The sequence below is a fragment of the Streptococcus sp. 544 genome, assembly GCF_013277385.1.
GTDB classification, from domain to species: Bacteria; Bacillota; Bacilli; order Lactobacillales; family Streptococcaceae; genus Streptococcus; species Streptococcus mitis_BA.
The window spans coordinates 36,134-52,371 of sequence record NZ_VMMU01000029.1 but is presented as its reverse complement, the minus strand read 5'-3'; the positions used below and the strand labels follow the sequence as shown (position 1 = coordinate 52,371).

Annotated in this window: 21 protein-coding genes and 1 pseudogene; 18 read left to right on the top strand and 4 right to left on the bottom strand. The window is 35.8% G+C overall.

Annotated elements, in window-relative coordinates; all coding sequences use genetic code 11:
* Positions 1–693, top strand: a 693-nt coding sequence (locus HT728_RS09865) for an N-acetylmuramoyl-L-alanine amidase family protein (protein ID WP_173235020.1), incomplete at its 5' end; no start/stop codon positions are given.
* A gap of 622 nt (positions 694–1,315) precedes the next feature.
* Here the strand turns inward: HT728_RS09865 and HT728_RS09860 are convergent.
* The 3 genes from HT728_RS09860 to HT728_RS09850 form a co-directional block, all read right to left on the bottom strand.
* Positions 1,316–2,479, bottom strand: coding sequence for a site-specific integrase (locus HT728_RS09860; RefSeq protein WP_173235018.1), 1,164 nt, complete (start codon positions 2,477–2,479; stop codon positions 1,316–1,318).
* Between the two features lie 364 nt (positions 2,480–2,843).
* Positions 2,844–3,539, bottom strand: coding sequence for a DUF3800 domain-containing protein (locus tag HT728_RS09855; RefSeq protein ID WP_173235016.1), 696 nt, complete (start codon positions 3,537–3,539; stop codon positions 2,844–2,846).
* Positions 3,540–3,690: 151 nt separating this feature from the next.
* Positions 3,691–4,224 carry a helix-turn-helix transcriptional regulator gene (locus tag HT728_RS09850; RefSeq protein WP_042900705.1) on the bottom strand — a complete coding sequence of 178 codons (534 nt, stop codon included), beginning with the start codon at positions 4,222–4,224 and terminating at the stop codon, positions 3,691–3,693.
* A 155-nt stretch (positions 4,225–4,379) separates the two neighbouring features.
* On the opposite strand from HT728_RS09850, the gene HT728_RS09845 reads away from it, so the two are divergent.
* The 15 genes from HT728_RS09845 to HT728_RS09775 all read left to right on the top strand — a co-directional run bounded on the left by HT728_RS09845 (position 4,380) and on the right by HT728_RS09775 (position 11,802).
* Positions 4,380–4,565 (top strand): hypothetical protein, encoded by a 186-nt coding sequence (locus HT728_RS09845; RefSeq protein ID WP_000909283.1) that lies wholly within the window; start codon positions 4,380–4,382, stop codon positions 4,563–4,565.
* Between the two features lie 518 nt (positions 4,566–5,083).
* A complete protein-coding gene (locus HT728_RS09840) occupies positions 5,084–5,515 on the top strand; it encodes a hypothetical protein (RefSeq protein ID WP_173235014.1) in 432 nt (143 codons plus the stop codon).
* On the top strand, positions 5,512–5,712 hold the full coding sequence (locus HT728_RS09835; protein ID WP_173235012.1) for a hypothetical protein: 201 nt from the start codon (positions 5,512–5,514) through the stop codon (positions 5,710–5,712). Before HT728_RS09840 ends, HT728_RS09835 begins: the two co-directional genes overlap by 4 nt.
* 1 nt (position 5,713) lies before the next feature.
* Positions 5,714–5,917, top strand: a complete 204-nt coding sequence (locus HT728_RS09830; RefSeq protein ID WP_173235010.1) for a hypothetical protein — start codon at positions 5,714–5,716, stop codon at positions 5,915–5,917.
* Positions 5,918–5,930: 13 nt separating this feature from the next.
* Positions 5,931–6,197 (top strand): DNA-binding protein, encoded by a 267-nt coding sequence (locus tag HT728_RS09825; protein ID WP_173235009.1) that lies wholly within the window; start codon positions 5,931–5,933, stop codon positions 6,195–6,197.
* Between the two features lie 158 nt (positions 6,198–6,355).
* Entirely contained in the window at positions 6,356–7,222 is an 867-nt protein-coding gene (locus HT728_RS09820; protein WP_173235008.1) for a primase alpha helix C-terminal domain-containing protein, read from the top strand.
* A 43-nt stretch (positions 7,223–7,265) separates the two neighbouring features.
* Positions 7,266–8,756 carry a DNA primase family protein gene (locus tag HT728_RS09815; RefSeq protein ID WP_173235007.1) on the top strand — a complete coding sequence of 497 codons (1,491 nt, stop codon included), beginning with the start codon at positions 7,266–7,268 and terminating at the stop codon, positions 8,754–8,756.
* 317 nt (positions 8,757–9,073) lie between these two features.
* The gene (locus HT728_RS09810) at positions 9,074–9,271 is read left to right on the top strand and encodes a hypothetical protein (protein WP_125422189.1); all 198 of its coding nucleotides are present in this window, start codon (positions 9,074–9,076) and stop codon (positions 9,269–9,271) included.
* A gap of 91 nt (positions 9,272–9,362) precedes the next feature.
* The gene (locus tag HT728_RS09805) at positions 9,363–9,518 is read left to right on the top strand and encodes a hypothetical protein (RefSeq protein ID WP_173235006.1); all 156 of its coding nucleotides are present in this window, start codon (positions 9,363–9,365) and stop codon (positions 9,516–9,518) included.
* Positions 9,519–9,601: 83 nt separating this feature from the next.
* Complete coding sequence (locus tag HT728_RS09800) at positions 9,602–9,793, top strand: hypothetical protein (protein ID WP_000052052.1); 192 nt, start codon at positions 9,602–9,604, stop codon at positions 9,791–9,793.
* A 57-nt stretch (positions 9,794–9,850) separates the two neighbouring features.
* Positions 9,851–10,180, top strand: coding sequence for a phage replication protein (locus HT728_RS09795; protein ID WP_173235005.1), 330 nt, complete (start codon positions 9,851–9,853; stop codon positions 10,178–10,180).
* Entirely contained in the window at positions 10,177–10,344 is a 168-nt protein-coding gene (locus HT728_RS09790) for a hypothetical protein (RefSeq protein WP_173235004.1), read from the top strand. Before HT728_RS09795 ends, HT728_RS09790 begins: the two co-directional genes overlap by 4 nt.
* 18 nt (positions 10,345–10,362) lie before the next feature.
* Positions 10,363–10,980: a hypothetical protein gene (locus HT728_RS09785; RefSeq protein ID WP_173235003.1), complete on the top strand. Its 618-nt coding sequence runs from the start codon at positions 10,363–10,365 to the stop codon at positions 10,978–10,980.
* 67 nt (positions 10,981–11,047) lie between these two features.
* A complete protein-coding gene (locus tag HT728_RS09780; RefSeq protein ID WP_173235002.1) occupies positions 11,048–11,281 on the top strand; it encodes a hypothetical protein in 234 nt (77 codons plus the stop codon).
* A 188-nt stretch (positions 11,282–11,469) separates the two neighbouring features.
* A complete protein-coding gene (locus HT728_RS09775) occupies positions 11,470–11,802 on the top strand; it encodes a hypothetical protein (protein ID WP_173235001.1) in 333 nt (110 codons plus the stop codon).
* 740 nt (positions 11,803–12,542) lie between these two features.
* On the opposite strand, the pseudogene HT728_RS10525 reads toward HT728_RS09775, so the two are convergent.
* Positions 12,543–12,890: pseudogene (locus tag HT728_RS10525) on the bottom strand (tyrosine-type recombinase/integrase); the annotation flags it as partial.
* Positions 12,891–13,238: 348 nt separating this feature from the next.
* Between HT728_RS10525 and HT728_RS09765 the strand changes: the two are divergent.
* Positions 13,239–14,504 (top strand): hypothetical protein, encoded by a 1,266-nt coding sequence (locus HT728_RS09765; protein WP_173235000.1) that lies wholly within the window; start codon positions 13,239–13,241, stop codon positions 14,502–14,504.
* A 795-nt stretch (positions 14,505–15,299) separates the two neighbouring features.
* Positions 15,300–16,187 (top strand): diacylglycerol kinase family protein, encoded by an 888-nt coding sequence (locus HT728_RS09760; protein ID WP_050253051.1) that lies wholly within the window; start codon positions 15,300–15,302, stop codon positions 16,185–16,187.
* Positions 16,188–16,238: the final 51 nt, after the last annotated feature.

Below are 16,238 nucleotides of genomic sequence, written 5' to 3'. Positions count from 1 at the left end.
ATTGAAAGCCATTCAACTAGAGAAGAGTTCATGACAGACTATCGCCTCTATATCGAACTCTTACGTAATCTAGCAGATGAAGCAGGTTTGCCAAAAACTCTTGATACAGACTACTTGGCAGGTATCAAAACGCATGAATACTGTACCAATAACCAGCCTGACAACAACTCAGATCACATTGACCCCTATCCTTATCTTGCCAAATGGGGTATTAGCCGTGAGCAGTTTAAGCAGGATATTGAAAACGGCTTGACGATTGAAGCAGGATGGCAACAGAACGATACAGGCTATTGGTACGTACACTCAGACGGCTCTTATCCAAAAGATAAGTTTGAGAAAATCAACGGAACCTGGTATTACTTCGACGGCTCAGGCTACATGCTTGCGGATCGCTGGAAGCAGCACACTGACGGCAACTGGTACTACTTTGACAACTCAGGCGAAATGGCGATAGGCTGGAAGAAAATCGCTGAGAAGTGGTATTATTTCGACGTAGAGGGTGCCATGAAGACAGGTTGGGTCAAATACAAGGACACATGGTACTACCTAGACGCTAAAGAAGGCGCCATGGTATCAAATTCCTTTATCCAATCAGCTGATAAAAAAGGCTGGTACTACATTAAACCAGATGGAACACTGGCAGATAAGCCAGAATTCACAGTAGAGCCAGAAGGCTTGATTACAGTTAAATAAATAGAAAGGAAACTTTCTAAAATGTTCTTTCACCGCAGGCTCAGGCTTGCGGTTTTTTTGTTTGCTCTGAAATTGACTTGTTGACATCAACAAATAGTATTATAAAGTGCTTGGTTGCCAATTTTGTTGACGTTAACAAAATTAGAGTTTGTATTTCTATTTTGCAAAAACGCGCATTTTGAACGATTAGAAAGCAAAATTACAATCCTATTGTTCAAAAAATCGTTTTCTTGAAGAATAGGAATAGAAAATCGTGGTGTATTATTGTCAAAAACGGTGTTTTGTCAATAATAAAAACAGGGGGCAAAAAAGGGGCATAAGGTGTAAACTTTTGTATTTTTACGGTAAAAAATATATGTAGTTTATGACGTATAAACCCTTATTTTACAAGGGTTTGCACTCATGTAGTTTTATATAAAAGCTCTAAAATAGAATACCGTGGATTGAAATCATTCTACAACTTGAAAAAATAATCTCTTTATGAGATGAGGGGCTATAAAGCCTTTGAAATAAGCACTTTGGGGCGCTTTCCCTTAGTGCTTTTTCTAATTTTACTACCCTTTTAGTTACCCTTAACTGATTTAAGGTATAGTAAGAGGGTAGTCACTAAATATGACACCCTTTATAAATTATTGATGGCTGTTTCATAATTTGAGACAGCTTTTTTTGCGTTTTCTTGGTTTGTATGCCAGTAAACATTTTCAGTCACTAATAAGTTAGAGTGTCCCAATCTATATTGGACATCTTTAGGGCTAGTCTGAGCGTACAACATCATAGTGGTATGTGTATGTCGGAAGCCGTGGAATGATACATTCGTTACACCAGCGTTCTCAAAATGCTTATTTAGGCGTTTGCGTAGGTTGCAAGCATAAGCATATTTTTCTGTAAATACAGAGAATACGACCGTTTCAGTACGACCTAATTTCCAAGACTGAATTTGTTGACGATTCTTGTATTGTTTTAGTAAAAGCAAGGTGGCTTTGTCTATTGGTATATCACGATAACCAGCGTTTGATTTAGGTGAGTTTATTTCTTGATAGCGGTTTAGTGTCTTATTGATACTGATAACACCGTTTTCTAGGTCAATATCAGCCCATTCAAGAGCCAGCGCCTCACTAATACGGCAACCAGTGGCCAATAAAGTCTTATACAAGACAACATCAAATAGGTTTTCATAATTCGATTGATCCAGAGTATCTAAATAATTCAGAAACTGTTTTAATTCTTTGTTGTCTAAGTATTTTACAGTAGACTTTTCTTTTTGCTGTTTGCGTGGAACGATGACATCGTTAGCTGGATTGTATTGTATTACCTGGATAGCTACACCATATTTCAAAATACGCTTATTCATGTTGTGGAGTAAGGAGTAGTTAGCAAACGCCCCTTTTTCGCCCTTATTGGCTTTGTCAGCCCACTTATTTACTTGCTGTTGAAGAATAGGCGTGGTCAGCTTATCTAGCTTGTAATCGCCAAATACAGGCAATAAATGAACTCTAACCAATCCATCCATAGATTGACGAGTATTGGGTTTAACTGTATTCTTGTAACTATCCCACCAAACTTTTACCAGTTCTTTGTATGTTGTGATTGTTGGCTTGTCTTTAACTGTATAGCCGTTTGAAGCAAAAGCATTGACAGCCTCTCTTGCCTTTATTCTAATCCCCTTTTTAGTGTTGGCAGTTACTGTAGTTCTAGCCTTCTTTCCAGTAAGTTTATCAACTCCAAGATACACGCTTGAGCGGTATACGATAGTCCCGTTTTTCTTTTTGTATTCTGTAATATTCATGGTTTACTCCTTTTCCATCAGCAGGCAAGCAATTAGAAAAGATTTTGAGTTTATACCATGCGAGGGGCTACGAGAACCCCCTTATTTTCGATTTTAAGCAGTCGGACGGTAAATTGTACCAGAAAAACAAGGCGGATATGGGGCTTATATGGGCAATAGAAAAAGTGTACCAACATCACAAGCCGATACACTGATTTTCTTTTGTAAAATATAAAAGCCCTTAACTGATAGCTGGTTACCTACATAGGCAACTTACGAAAAATACGCAGACATATCAGAATTACAAGCGACTTTCTAATATCACTATATCGCTTTTTTTATTAAAAATCAACAATTTTGTCGCTTTTTTTGTACTTTTTTATTTTTATTTTGAAAATAAGTGTAGGCATTGACATTTATTTGCTGGGAAGTATTGGCAATATTGAACATTATGATCATGGATTTTTCTAAGTAGTTTGATATCTCCTAATCTTTCTTGGTTATAAGCTACAGACTTAAATATTCTAAATAAGTGATTTGAAAATACGTCAGCAATTTGGATTAGTGTATGTTGTGAAGAATCGAAAAACTGGACGTTTATATCTGGGATTTTATTTAATTCAGCACAAAGTTTAGTTTGTAAGTATTCTTCTAAAGCTTTAAGGTTTTCAACTGCTTTATTTCTGTCGTCTAAATCTAAATATATATGCTCATAATTTTCTATCAGTTTATTTACTTGCAGAAACATAATATAGTTAAACGTTATATTTGGCTTTTTCCGAAGATGTTCCTCGGCATTGTGATTATCAAATACAATGAAGTTAAATCGGATATCTGTTTTTTTCATCAATTCCGTAAAAATATAGTCTTTGAAATCAAGTGGCATTTGTGACCCTTTGATTTCTTTTTTTATATCCAATTCTAGTTCAGGATGGTGTTTTAAGTAGTTTACCTTTGCTTTCCTAAAAACTCTTTTTACTTTGTTGGGGTCATTCGTTTGGCAACCAGCAACTATAAAAAATCGATTATTAAGCTTATCGCTAGTGGTAATGCTACCAGATTCGTCAAAGTTAAATCTCAAATGATTCTCCTTTCTATTTGTCAATTTCGCTTATTTTTGCGCTTTAGTCTGTAAAATTGGCTTTCTATTCTTCAATTTCCCCTGTTTTTGCACGATAGATATTGAAAAAAGGGGGAGTATTCATGATTGTTGGATATTGTGGTTCATTGGTTTAGAATCCTTTTTCCCAAGGTTCTTTTTTATTGGCTATTTTTACTTTTTCAGCCATATCAGAAACCAGATTCTTTATTATCTTTTTATCTTCCTTAGGGAGTATTCCATAATTTAGTAATAACTCTTCTTCATCAGTATATGAAAGCTGATTTACTGCAGATAAGAATGAAATAAGATTAGAGTAATCAGGATCATCATAACCAGTCACATATTGCCTTTCAAGTTCTTCCATTAAGTCATCACCAAGGATAGAGCATATCCTAGCTCTAACTAAATTATATGGATCATCAGGATTGATTTTGTTGAGATGAAAGTTTGCTTCTTGGCTATCTCTATACTCGCTATACCCTAACAGATAACTAACACTAACTCCGAATATATCTGCTAGTAGCTGGGCTTTATCTTGCTTAAGGGAAACATCCTCAGCGTTTTCCCATCTAGATATTGTTAGCTTTTTTACACCTATTTCATCGGCCAATTCTTTTTGTGTTTTCCCTTGTTCTTGTCTAAGTAGTTTAATACGATTTTTCATAAATATTATTACCTCATTGTGATTATATCATAAAATAAAAAAATATCAAAAAAGATAACAATAAATATCATTTGTTGCTTGACAAGTATCATTTATGATGTTACAATCTAGATAAAAGTTATCAATTATGATAACTGTAGAAAGGAGGAACTTCATTGCTTATTACCTCAACACAAGCAAAAGCAATCCGCCGAAAGCAAGCAGATAAGAAATTGACTGCAAAGCAAGCAGGCGAAGAAATCGGAGTTACACAAGTTACCTATCGAAAAATCCGAGACGGTGGCGAAGTAAAGCCTAGCATTTATCAAAAGGCCATGCAGTGGCTTGCTGAAGATTATTAGAAAGGAGCGACCCAATCGCAATACTACTTTACATTTACAAGTTTCTCATGTGGTGCTTTACCACTGGGGATTGACAACAAAAAAAGTCACTTGCTGAACGTTTGGCGACTGAAGCAAGCGACTGGATCAAGAATATAGATATTTTTTCTATACCTTGATTATAACAAAAATCAACTATTCAATCAATAACAACTAATGGTAGGCAAGCAATTAGAAAAGGTTTTGAAAAGCATAGAGCGCCAACTCTTAAAACTGGTACTTTCTCACGCTTTCAATTTGGCGACTCTGAGCGTGAGGATATCCTGTATAAGAAACAACTCAAAAAGCCCCACGCTCTCAAAGTTTGGCCACTCTGAGCGTGAGGAACTTCATTGCAAGAAAAACTGTATAAGAAACAACCGTTAAAAATCCCCACACTCGCCTTCGCCCAATTTTGAGTGTGAGGATATCCTGTATAGTAAACGACAATAAAAAGGCCATCAGGTCAATTACACAACATAGAAACAGAGGTAAAAAACATGGACACATTTTTAAAAGATTTTGGAAATGAGTTGCAACTCATTGAGGAAAAACTGGAAATTTTATCAGAGTGGCATAAGTCTAAGAATCATATTGGAGCAACGGAAATTGCTGAAGATTGTAATTCAGTAATCAGTCAGCTATGGGTAAAGTTTTATAAATTATCTGAATCGTACAAGAAGCAAGAAGCGAGCCATAAAGAGTTTTTCAATGCGAATGTTGAGAACTTACTTGGAGAATTAAAAAAATATGACGATGAATGCGTAAACAGATACGGTAAAGCCCCTGACTGGTTGCTATTCAATTTCTTAGACCAAGTTGTAAAAGAGAATAATCTAAGCAATGGTATCATTCACAAGACCGCTTCAACATGGACATATTTACGGGATTTAGTAATTGATGATTTAGAGAAAAGAGGGCTATTAAAATGACACTAGACCTAGACAACATGACACAAGCAGAATTTGATGAAGCAATTGCTGAAATCAAGGATAGAAATCCGAACCTCTTTCAGTTCATCACTGATTTTTTAGATAGAAAGGTAACACCCGAAGAGGTGGACGAGTTTTTGAATATGGAACAACCTAAACAAGCGGAATTTATCAAGAACTATAAGGCGAGGGCATAACATGAACGAACTAGATTTAACCAATACACAGGCGGTTTTTATTACCGTGGTACTGATTGGCTTACTGGTCTATCTAAACCACCGAGACCGCAAAAAAGGCGCCCAATTTGAGCGAGAAAGCAAACAGACGATAGAAACACCTAGTGAGGATTTAAACCCTTACTACGGACGTTATATCCAGCTTGCTGGTAAGATTCATAATTAGAAAGGGGTGTAATATGCAACTATTATCAAGAGAAGCAGAACTTGAATTACTGGAGAAAGTGGGAGATCACTTAGCTAAAAGGATGGAACTGGAAAAGCAACGTGATGACAACTGGGACTTGATTTCTAGGCCTGAGGTATTAGAGAAGTTAGGTATTAGTGGAACCACGTTAAATAATTGGCAGGACCATGGTCTAAAATCGTTCCAGTCGCCTTTTGAAAACAGTAAGAAAATCTATTACCGTAAGAGTGATATTTACAATTTTCTTGCAGTAGATTAGGAGGCAGAGAATGGCTAGGTATAACACACATCCAGCGCAAGGTGGTGGGCATTATCATGACGTTAAATTGTATAAGCACCGTGGCAGATCTTTGGAACAGTTCCAAGAACAAAAGCTACTGAAGAAGTTAAAAAAGAAACGCAAAAAGGGGCGATAGTATGACAATTTATGAGGCTAAAGGATTTCAAAACAATCTAGTCTATCCATTTGATAAGATTGAGCCGTTTGAGTATATTGAACGTTTTAAGCCTTTGGTAGTCCCTGAAGGGGTAAATATTGAAGACTTCAAACGTACACAAGCCCCGTACTGTATCAGTGGGAAAGTGACACCAGAAAAGAATGGCAGTTACAAGCGAAACAACTCCAGTCTAATCTATCGGGATTTGATTTTCCTTGATTATGACGATATACAGGGGACGACTGAGGGTTTTATAAAAGCCATTTCTAGCGCTTTATTTGGCTACTCCTATATCTTATACCCGACTATCAAACACAGATTAGAAAAGTCCCGTTTTCGCCTTGTAGTGAAGCCTGACAACGTGATGAACGAGGCAACCTATAAGCAGGTAGTGAAAGAGATTGCTGATAAGATTGGGCTACCCTTTGACATGGCCAGTTTAACATGGTCACAACTTCAAGGGCTACCAGTAACAACAGGCGACCCAGCAAGTTATCAAAAGATTGTAGAGCATGGACTTGATTATCCAGTACCACAGACAACGGCTGAACCAGTTAAACAGAATGCTACAAGCCTTCCATACACTCCAAGACCAAGCGGTCAGAAATCTATGACCATGAGGATCATTGACACGCTTTTCAACGGATTTGGAGACGAGGGAGGGCGAAACGTAGCGCTGACACGCTTTGTAGGTTTACTCTTTAATAAGTGGGTTGATTGTGACCTAGAGACCGCCTACGAGCTGACAAAGATAGCTAATAGCGTGACAGTTGAACCATTGCCTATTGAAGAGCTAGACCGCACTTTTAGCAGTATAGCACGGGCTGAATATAGAAAGAGAGGTTAGAACCATAGAACTAGAAGAATTAGGAAACCTAGAAAGTGAAATCATGGAGGTCAGAGAGCAAGAACAACCTCCAAAAACAATGTGGGAACTTTATAGTAGGATTTGGGAACTTGGAGATCACTGGCGGAAAGAAAACTCCTATATCGTCAATGAAGGAAAGAAAAATGAGAGAGTAGAGATTCCAGTGCCTAGCGTCGCAATAGTAGCCAAAGCGTTACAGGAAATTTGCCATTTTACCTTTATAGGCGAGGGTGCAATAAGTGATATTAGTAAGCTATATCTTTACCACTTGGATTTAGGCCATTATGTATCAAGTAACGATATTTTCCGAAAATTACTTTTAAAATATGACTCACGTTTGACCTCTAACAAGTTCTTCACGGAACTTATATCTTTTATCCGTACAGAAACAAAAATGAAAAAACCGCTGGACGATTATCGATATATTCCAGTAGCGAATGGAGTTTATAATATTAAAACTCATAGACTAGAGGAATTTAGTCCTAATTTTGTCATTACCAGTAAGATACAAACGGAGTACAATCCATGCGCCAGAAAGCCTATTTTAGACGGTTGGTTTGATTTTGATAGATGGCTAGAGACATTAGCAGTTAACGATAAAGAAGTTGTAGCTTTATTGTGGCAAGTCATAAATGAGGCTATCAATCCCAACCGAACACGTAAGAAAATGGTGCTAATGGTTGGAGATGGTAATAATGGGAAGGGGACTTTCCAAGCCTTGCTGGAGAATTTAATAGGACGGTCAAATATTAGTAATTTGAAACCTGACCAGTTTGGAAAAGAGTTCTATTTGGGCGCTTTGGAAGGAAAGGTTTGTAATATTGGAGATGATATTTCTAACAAGTACCTGGATGAGGTTTCTGACCTTATGAGTGTAATTAGTGGAGATCCAGTGCAGGTTAATAAAAAAAGCTTGCAACCCGTGGAAGCACGTTTCAGACTATTGTGTATCTTTTCGGGCAATGATTTGCCCAGAGCTAGAAATAAGACCATGGGGTGGTATAGACGGCTTTGTATCATTCCTTTCCGTGCAGATTTTAACGGTCAGAAAGAACGTCATGAAATCAAAGACCGATTTATAAAGAACAAAGAACTACTAGAGTGGGTTTTGTTTAAAGTTTTAAATATGCCAGATTTTGATAGCTTTATAGAACCTAAAGCGGTAAAAGAAATGCTTAGCAAGTACAAAAACGATAACGATTATATCAAAGTTTGGGTAGAGAATTTCTATATCCCTAATGGTTGGCACAAAGTAAATCACGTTCCAATGTTTATAGCAAGAAACAAACTAAAAGAATTTGCTGAGGATATAGGGATAGATAAACCTAAACTTGGACAATTTGGCAATGCAGTAATGGCCGAATTGGAAAAAACAACGTCATATAAGTACTCAGCCAAAAATGGAACGGTTAGCCCTAAGTTTTATGAAGTACTTGACCCACAAGGTTTTCAACGTAAAAGATTTGTCAAAGGGGTATGGGGAATACACTTAGAAGATGAAGATTCAGGTTAGGAAATTTAATACTAAAAAACCAATTACACCAAGGGTTATAGCAATTTAGGTTATGCAAAAAATAGAAACATAACCTAAACGCTAACCTTTGTAAACGTTGATATAAAAGTTTTTGCGAGTATTTAGGTTAGTAGGTTAGTTTTTATTTCTAATATCTCTATATAAAAAAATAAATATAACGTGTTATATAGGCGCGAACTTGAAAAGTAAACCTAACCCTAATCTAACACCCTTGAAGCGCTTATATAATAGGCTTTTAAAGGGTTATTTTTTAAACCTAATCAAAACCTAATCTGAGAGAAAAAGGAGCAAACCAGATGGTGATGAACATTGGTCAAAGAGTGACTAGACTGGAAGAAACCGTTGAGCGGATCAGTGAGGTGCTAGGTGGCTTGATTGAAAATGCGAGCTGTAACGCTATAGTAAACAATAAAAACATTGAACTGATTCAGGAGAGTTTTGAGACCGTCTTTAAAGAGATTGATGAACTAAAAGCAGTAGCTGACAAACGCTAAAACATTAAAACAAAATGGGGTAGATAGTACCGACCCCCTTTTAATGGTGTAACTACTAGTGACACCATTAAAACAGAAAGAGGAAAACAACATGGATGATTTTCATGATTTGCTACAAAAAGGGTTTATTTTATACCAAAAAAGTGGTAGAATAGGAGTAGAATCCCCCCCAACTTTTGGGAGTGTGACCTTGCATTTTCAAGATGGTAGATTTTCCCACTTGGTGCGAACTGAAACAAAGAAATAGAGTCTATCGGAACAACCGAGGGCACTGAATAAGCTAAATGGCTTTTCGGTGTCCTTTTTTGTTTTGGCGAAAGGAGAATGGATATGAGTTTAGGAAGTAAAGTAAAACGTCTTGAAGGAATTCAAAAGAATAAAAATCGTGAAAAGGTTGTGTTTATCAATAGTGGGGATTTTAAGGATTCAACAGAATGCGATGAATACATTGCTAGGCTTACAGAAGAGTATAAAGCGCAATATATCAATCCTATTTTCTTTATCGATGATGTGAGCATTTAAACTAACAGGAGGTAGAAAGCTATTGCAAAATTAAAACCAAAACAAGAATACTTTTTGATGGCTTTGATTAGTGAACCAAGCATTACAAAAGCTATTGAAAAATCTGGAATCGCCAAAAATACGGCGTATAGGTATCTTAGAGATAGGAATTTTTTTAGCGAATATCAAAAGCTAAGACAAGACATGATAGGACGAACGACAAGCCTATTATTACAGGCCAGTGGACGTGCAGTTGAAGTCTTGTACGAGGTGGCAGATGATCCAGAAAAAAGCCCCTACGCAAGGGTACAGGCAGCTAAAACAATATTAGAAATGGCATACCGTGGCATGGAATTAGAAGACTTGCAAACACGGATAGAAAAATTAGAAAGAGGAATGGAACTATGAAAATTAAATTATTTTATTATTATCGCTGGGACTCTACTGCACTAGAAGACTTTGAGAAAGAGGTCAACGACTTCATGGCAACTGTCCAAGTGGTAGACGTGAAATATTCAGAGGCTACTAACAACACAGAAGCAATCACTGGTGTAATGGTGCTATATAAGTAAGTAGAAGGAGCTGAATAGATGAAGAGAAGCACAGTATTAGCCAAAACAGAATCACTAAAAGGGGCTATTTATAACCTTTCTGGGAAAATGGACGAAATTCGCAATAACAATTATTTGAGTATAGACGGTAAGACGTATGAGTTAGAAGAATTGAAATATAAGTGGGAAAACTGGTATGGGGCTTACTACAATGAGTTGAAAGCATTATCAGATGGTTTATTAGAAAAAGTAGAAGGTAAACGTGCTGAGGATGAAGTTAAAAAATTAACTGACTACGGCTATCAAGCGGCCCTACAAAATGCTTTAAAGCTATTGGAAAAAGAAGCGCTAGAAGTTTCAACTGCTAAAGCGTTGATAGACCACTACAAGGATGATTGGACAGCTTTGTCACTTATTAGAAGTACCGTGGGGGATATCTGGGGAGATGGTAATCCTAAAAATGCTGAAATCGCCCAATATATTCCAATTGATAACCGTGAGCGTACTAAAGATTTGTTGGCTAAGTTTAGCCGTGGGGTTGATGAAATCAATTACCAGCGCTTGATGGATGATGATAAATTTGTAAAACAACGAGTAGATGGATTGATTTTATTCTTAAACTCAGATTTTTTAGATGAAAATATGGAAGCACAATAAAATCTTACGAGGGGGAGCAATCCCCTTTTTTAGATAAGTCAGACAGAATTACACACGAGGTAGGAGAATGGTTAGAAGTTTAAAGATAAGACTGCAAAGATTGGAAGAACACACTATTAAAGATATAACACCGATTGTATGGCTGACCTTTCTTGAGAATGGGGAATATGAAGTAAGAGTTCCAGAATATGGGAAAGGCAATAAAGAAGTAGTAACGACCTTTAAGAGTGAGAAAGAGGCTTGTAATTACATAGAAACCACAGTAGGGGCTTGTATTGTTTGGGATATACCACCACAATAAAGGAGCGCTAAAATGACCACTGATGAAGTAGAAAAGAAGCTAAAAAGCTATCGTAATAATCTCTTGTTGATTGAATATTAGAAGAGGAAAGTTTATAATGAGGTTAAAGTTAAGGAGGTTCTATCTAAAACGGTGCAAGAGATGGCTTTTGACACTAAGCGAAGGATTTTTGAAGTGGAGGTAGTGGATTGAAACCAAAATATTTAGAACATATCTTGTTTGAACCATTGAAAAAAGCGACAGATGAACAGGTTGCTTTTTTAGGGAACGCAATTTTCTTTAGTCAAGCATTCTTAGAAAAAAATCATCCGCAAATATTAGAGGAATTTTCTAAAGATTATCCACCAGTTTTTACAAGTGAGCGCTCTAAAAGATGGATTCATCGTTTTAGGAGTGATTTCTATAATTCTAGTAGATCAAACAATAATACTCCACTTGATGAATTTATCGTCAGAGCAAAGAGAAAGATGCCTGACTATGCACGTAAAGAATATGAAGAATATCTATCAACAAACGCCTAGAACAATCTAAGCGCTAAAGAGTAGTGGGTGGTGTTTTGTTGAGAAATATTGAGAATTAAGTTAGCAGATATGGAAAAGTATGTACATATTCCACCAGAACGGAGAGTTAGAAGTGTATAAGTAGGCTGAGGCTTCATATTTGCCCCCCTATTTTGCTCTGTTTCGTACTGGACGATTAAAAACACCATGGATAAACTAAAAGCCCTTAGAAACGAATCTAGGGGCTTTTGTGGTTGAAAAGTGTTAGAAAAGGTGTATAATATAGATAAAGAATAGAAGTAGAGAAATATCGGGAACTACGCACCCTTGGGGTATCTGAAAAGCGGGGAATTCCCGTCCCGCCTATTCCAGCACCTAGAGAAATCTAAGTGCTTTTTTGATATGAGTTATTTTCTACGTGATATAATGAACCTATCAGCAATAAAAAAGCACGTTTGACCGTGCTAGTTCCTTGCCTGCTGAACTCATCATTTTAAGTTCCTTTTTGTTACCCTTTAAGTTATCTCAACTTATTTGAATTTAATAGTTTTTGAGAAAATCAAGTTAGATATTGAGTAGGCTTAGGCCTATTTTTTAGTATCTAATAATAGGAAGATAACTTGAAAAAATAAAATAGTTCAGTGAACTATTTTATCTCGAACCTTGAAATTTAAAAGTTCGGCCGTTGATTTAACAACGTTTCTAGCCCCTCGGATTTTTTCCGAAGGGCTATTTTTGTATTTGAGAGACAAAACTTTTGAAAAAATCTTTTTCATAACTTTATCCAGTACATTGATTGCTTCATCTTTCATGTTCTTTGTGACGTGGGTGTAGATGGAAGTAGTGACTTCAGAGTCGGAATGACCAACCCTGTCCATGATTGTTTTTAGCGGAATTTTATTTTCAGCTAAAATGCTAATAGTTGTATGTCTGAAGATGTGAGGGGACAGATGTTTGGGGATTGGTTTTTTAAGGCGTTCGTTTGTTCGATGGAGAGATTTACTTAGAATAGAACTATGGATTGGCCTACCAGTGTTTGTGACGAATATACGAGTGCTTTTGTACCAATTTAGGTCAGTATTTTCACTGAGCTGGTTCAGTTCAATCATTTTGTCTAGTATCTCAATTTCTCTTTTAGTTAAGTGGGTAGTTCGAAATCTTGCAAAAGTCTTAGTACCGTCATCATCTGGAATGTATCGGTTGAATGTTGTGTGGATGTCTAATGTCTTGCTATCTTTGTGATATTTGTCTGACGTAAGAGCAGCTAATATCTCCAAACAATTTAGGAGGATAGAAGTTTGATTAGTAGCTGACTAGTCCTTGTGTTATCTTGCTATATCGTACAGAAATATTTCTATGTACATGGTTCTAATACCTATATTTTTGACAATAATATAAGAAAATAGTATACTAAATAGACAGTCATTTATTGTAGTGATAACGGTTAGGAGAAAATAGTGTTAAAACGTATTTTAAATATAGCATTAGCTTATGTCGGTGTTGTTATTGGTGCTGGATTATCTTCCGGCCAAGATTTAATGCAATACTTTGTTAGTTTTGGTAAATGGGGTATCATTGGAACGATTGTTCTTGGAATCATAAGTATTATTTTTGGTAAAATTATCATTACCTTAGGAAGCTATTTCCGTTCAAATGATCATTTTGAAGTTCTTTCCCAAATTGCCGGGCCTATTACTAATAAGATTCTTGATTTTGCTTTAATTGTTTCCTGCTTTGTAATTGGTTTTGTTATGATTGCTGGGGCTGGTTCAAACCTTAACCAACAATTTGGTTTGCCATTTTGGTTGGGAGGATTGATTTGTGCTATCTTGGTCATTATTGTCAGTTTTCTTAATTTTGAAAAGATTACCAGCGTTCTTGGGATATTTACTCCTTTGGTCTTTGTCATGATTATCATTATGGCAGTCCATACGTTCGTAGGGAAAAGTTTTGATTTTGAAGAATTAGAAGCAATCACAGCTACACTTTCTTCTCCGATGCCCAATGTCTGGGTTTCTTTACTAAATTATTTCGCACTAACTGTTATGACTGGTGTATCCATGGCATTTGTCTTAGGAGGTTCTGTCATGAGAATTGGTGTTGCGGAAAAAAGTGGTCTCTTAGGTGGACTTGTAGTTAGTTTAATTATTACTGTAGCAACTGGTATTTTATACGCCAATATAAAACTTGTTTCAACTGTTGATATTCCTATGTTAACAATTGCGGAGCAGATTCATCCTCTATTTTCTTTGCTGTATGCTCTAATTATTTTTGGACTTATTTTTAATACAGCTTTCAGTTTATTTTATGCCTTGGCAAAACGTTTCTCTTCAAATAAACCTAAGCGCTTTTACCCTATTCTAATTGCTACGGTCGCTATAGGATATGGTTTATCTTTTATGGGATTTAAAGAATTAGTCTCCATTATGTATCCTCTTTTAGGTTATGTCGGTTGTCTAATGCTGGTCATTTTAGCAGTGGCATGGATAAAAGAAAGAGGAAACATCAAAGGGGAAAAATCTTTAAGACGAAAGATGATTCGATTGATAACCAAAAAATATGACGATGAACAAGAATATACTATTAGAGATAAAGCGACATTTCACCAACTAGGTGAAGATTCTATTATAGATACTAAGAGTATCAAAAGTGATATAAAGGATTTGGTAAAAGAACAGTTTGTTGATGATAATACAGAGCATAATGAAAATGTCTTATCTTAAATGATAATAAAACTGGCAAAATCTTTAAAATCAGAAAAGTGCATGTTATCAGGTGTCAAAAACACTTGATAAGATGCCTTTTATTATAGAGATATTCATCCTCTTCAAAAATTTCTTCAAACCATGTCAGTCTAATCTACAAATTCAAAACAGTGTCTTGAGCTAACCCGTTAGTTTGATCTGTAACCTCAAAGTCCTGCTTTAAGCAAGCTGTAGCTAGCTTTCTAGTTTGCTATTTGATTTTAATTGAGTATTATTTCATATTCTCTTAAAAATTGAGTTTTTTCCATCCTTAGCTGAACTGACTTTTGAAGTATTTTCATTTTCAGATTAGTAGACAATGAACATTAACTCGTCTATCTGCTAGTAGCTAGTCAGACAAAGACTGACTTATGTATGGGGAAAATCTGCTTTCAAGTGAGCTTTATCTTTATCCGGAACTAGAAAATAGCAATAATATCTACAAACTATATTCCATCGTGGGGAGGAGAGAGACTAGTTTGGATGATTAAGAACAACCTACTAGTAAAAAATAGATCATTTTTTAATATGAGATAAAAACTGATATTAAAAGCAATTTATTTCTATTTTTTAACATTTCATTGTATAATAGCAATATATGCAAATATCATGTGTCATCAGGTTAATACTCTTAGAAAATCTTTTTAAACTACGTCAGGCTAATATACAGACTCAAAACAGTGTCGTGAGTAGTCTACGGCTAGTTCCCTAGTTTACGCCTTGATTTTCATCGAGAATAACCTTTCTATTTCGATTTTAAGGAGAAAATACAGAGTGAAAAAAATAATGCTAATTATCAATCCAACTTCTGGAGGAGAAAAAGCTTTAGATTACAAAGAGAAGCTGGAGAATAAAGCAAGAGAGTATTTTGATGATGTGGAAACTAAAATTACTCAAAAAGCCAAAGATGCTACAAATTTCGCAGAAGAAGCTGCTAGAGAAAGATATGAATCAATTCTAGTTTTTGGTGGAGATGGTACAGTCAATGAAGTTATTTCAGGGATTGCTGAAAGGGACTATATTCCTAAACTGGGAATTATACCAGGTGGTACTGGTAACCTGATTACAAAACTTTTAGAAATCAATCAAGATATTGACGGAGCTATTGAAGAACTAGATTTCAATTTAACTGATAAGATTGATATCGGAAAAGCAAATGGTCACTATTTTGGATATATCTTTAGTATCGGGTCTCTCCCTGAAGCCATTCATAATGTTGAAATTGAAGATAAAACGAAATTTGGTATCTTGGCTTATGCAGTTAATACCATGAAGTCTGTCATGACAGATCAAGTATTTAACATTAAAGTTGAAACCGAAAATGGAAATTACCTTGGGGAAGCAAGTCATGTTTTAGTACTTCTAACAAATTATTTTGCCGATAAAAAAATCTTTGAAGAAAACAAGGATGGATATGCAAATATTCTAATTTTGAAAGATGCTTCTATATTCTCTAAATTATCTTTGATTCCGGATTTGTTAAAAGGAGATCTTGTAGAGAATGAAAATATTGAATATATAAAGGCACGTACTATTAAAATTTCTTCTGATATCGAATTAGAGTCGGATGTTGATGGCGATAAATCAGATAATCTACCAGTCGACATCAAGGTACTAGGACAACACATTGAAGTGTATTCCGTACCTAAGAAACAATCATAAAACTCAAAGCCTTGTTACCGAGGCTTTTTTCATTATGTGATTTTCAGTAGG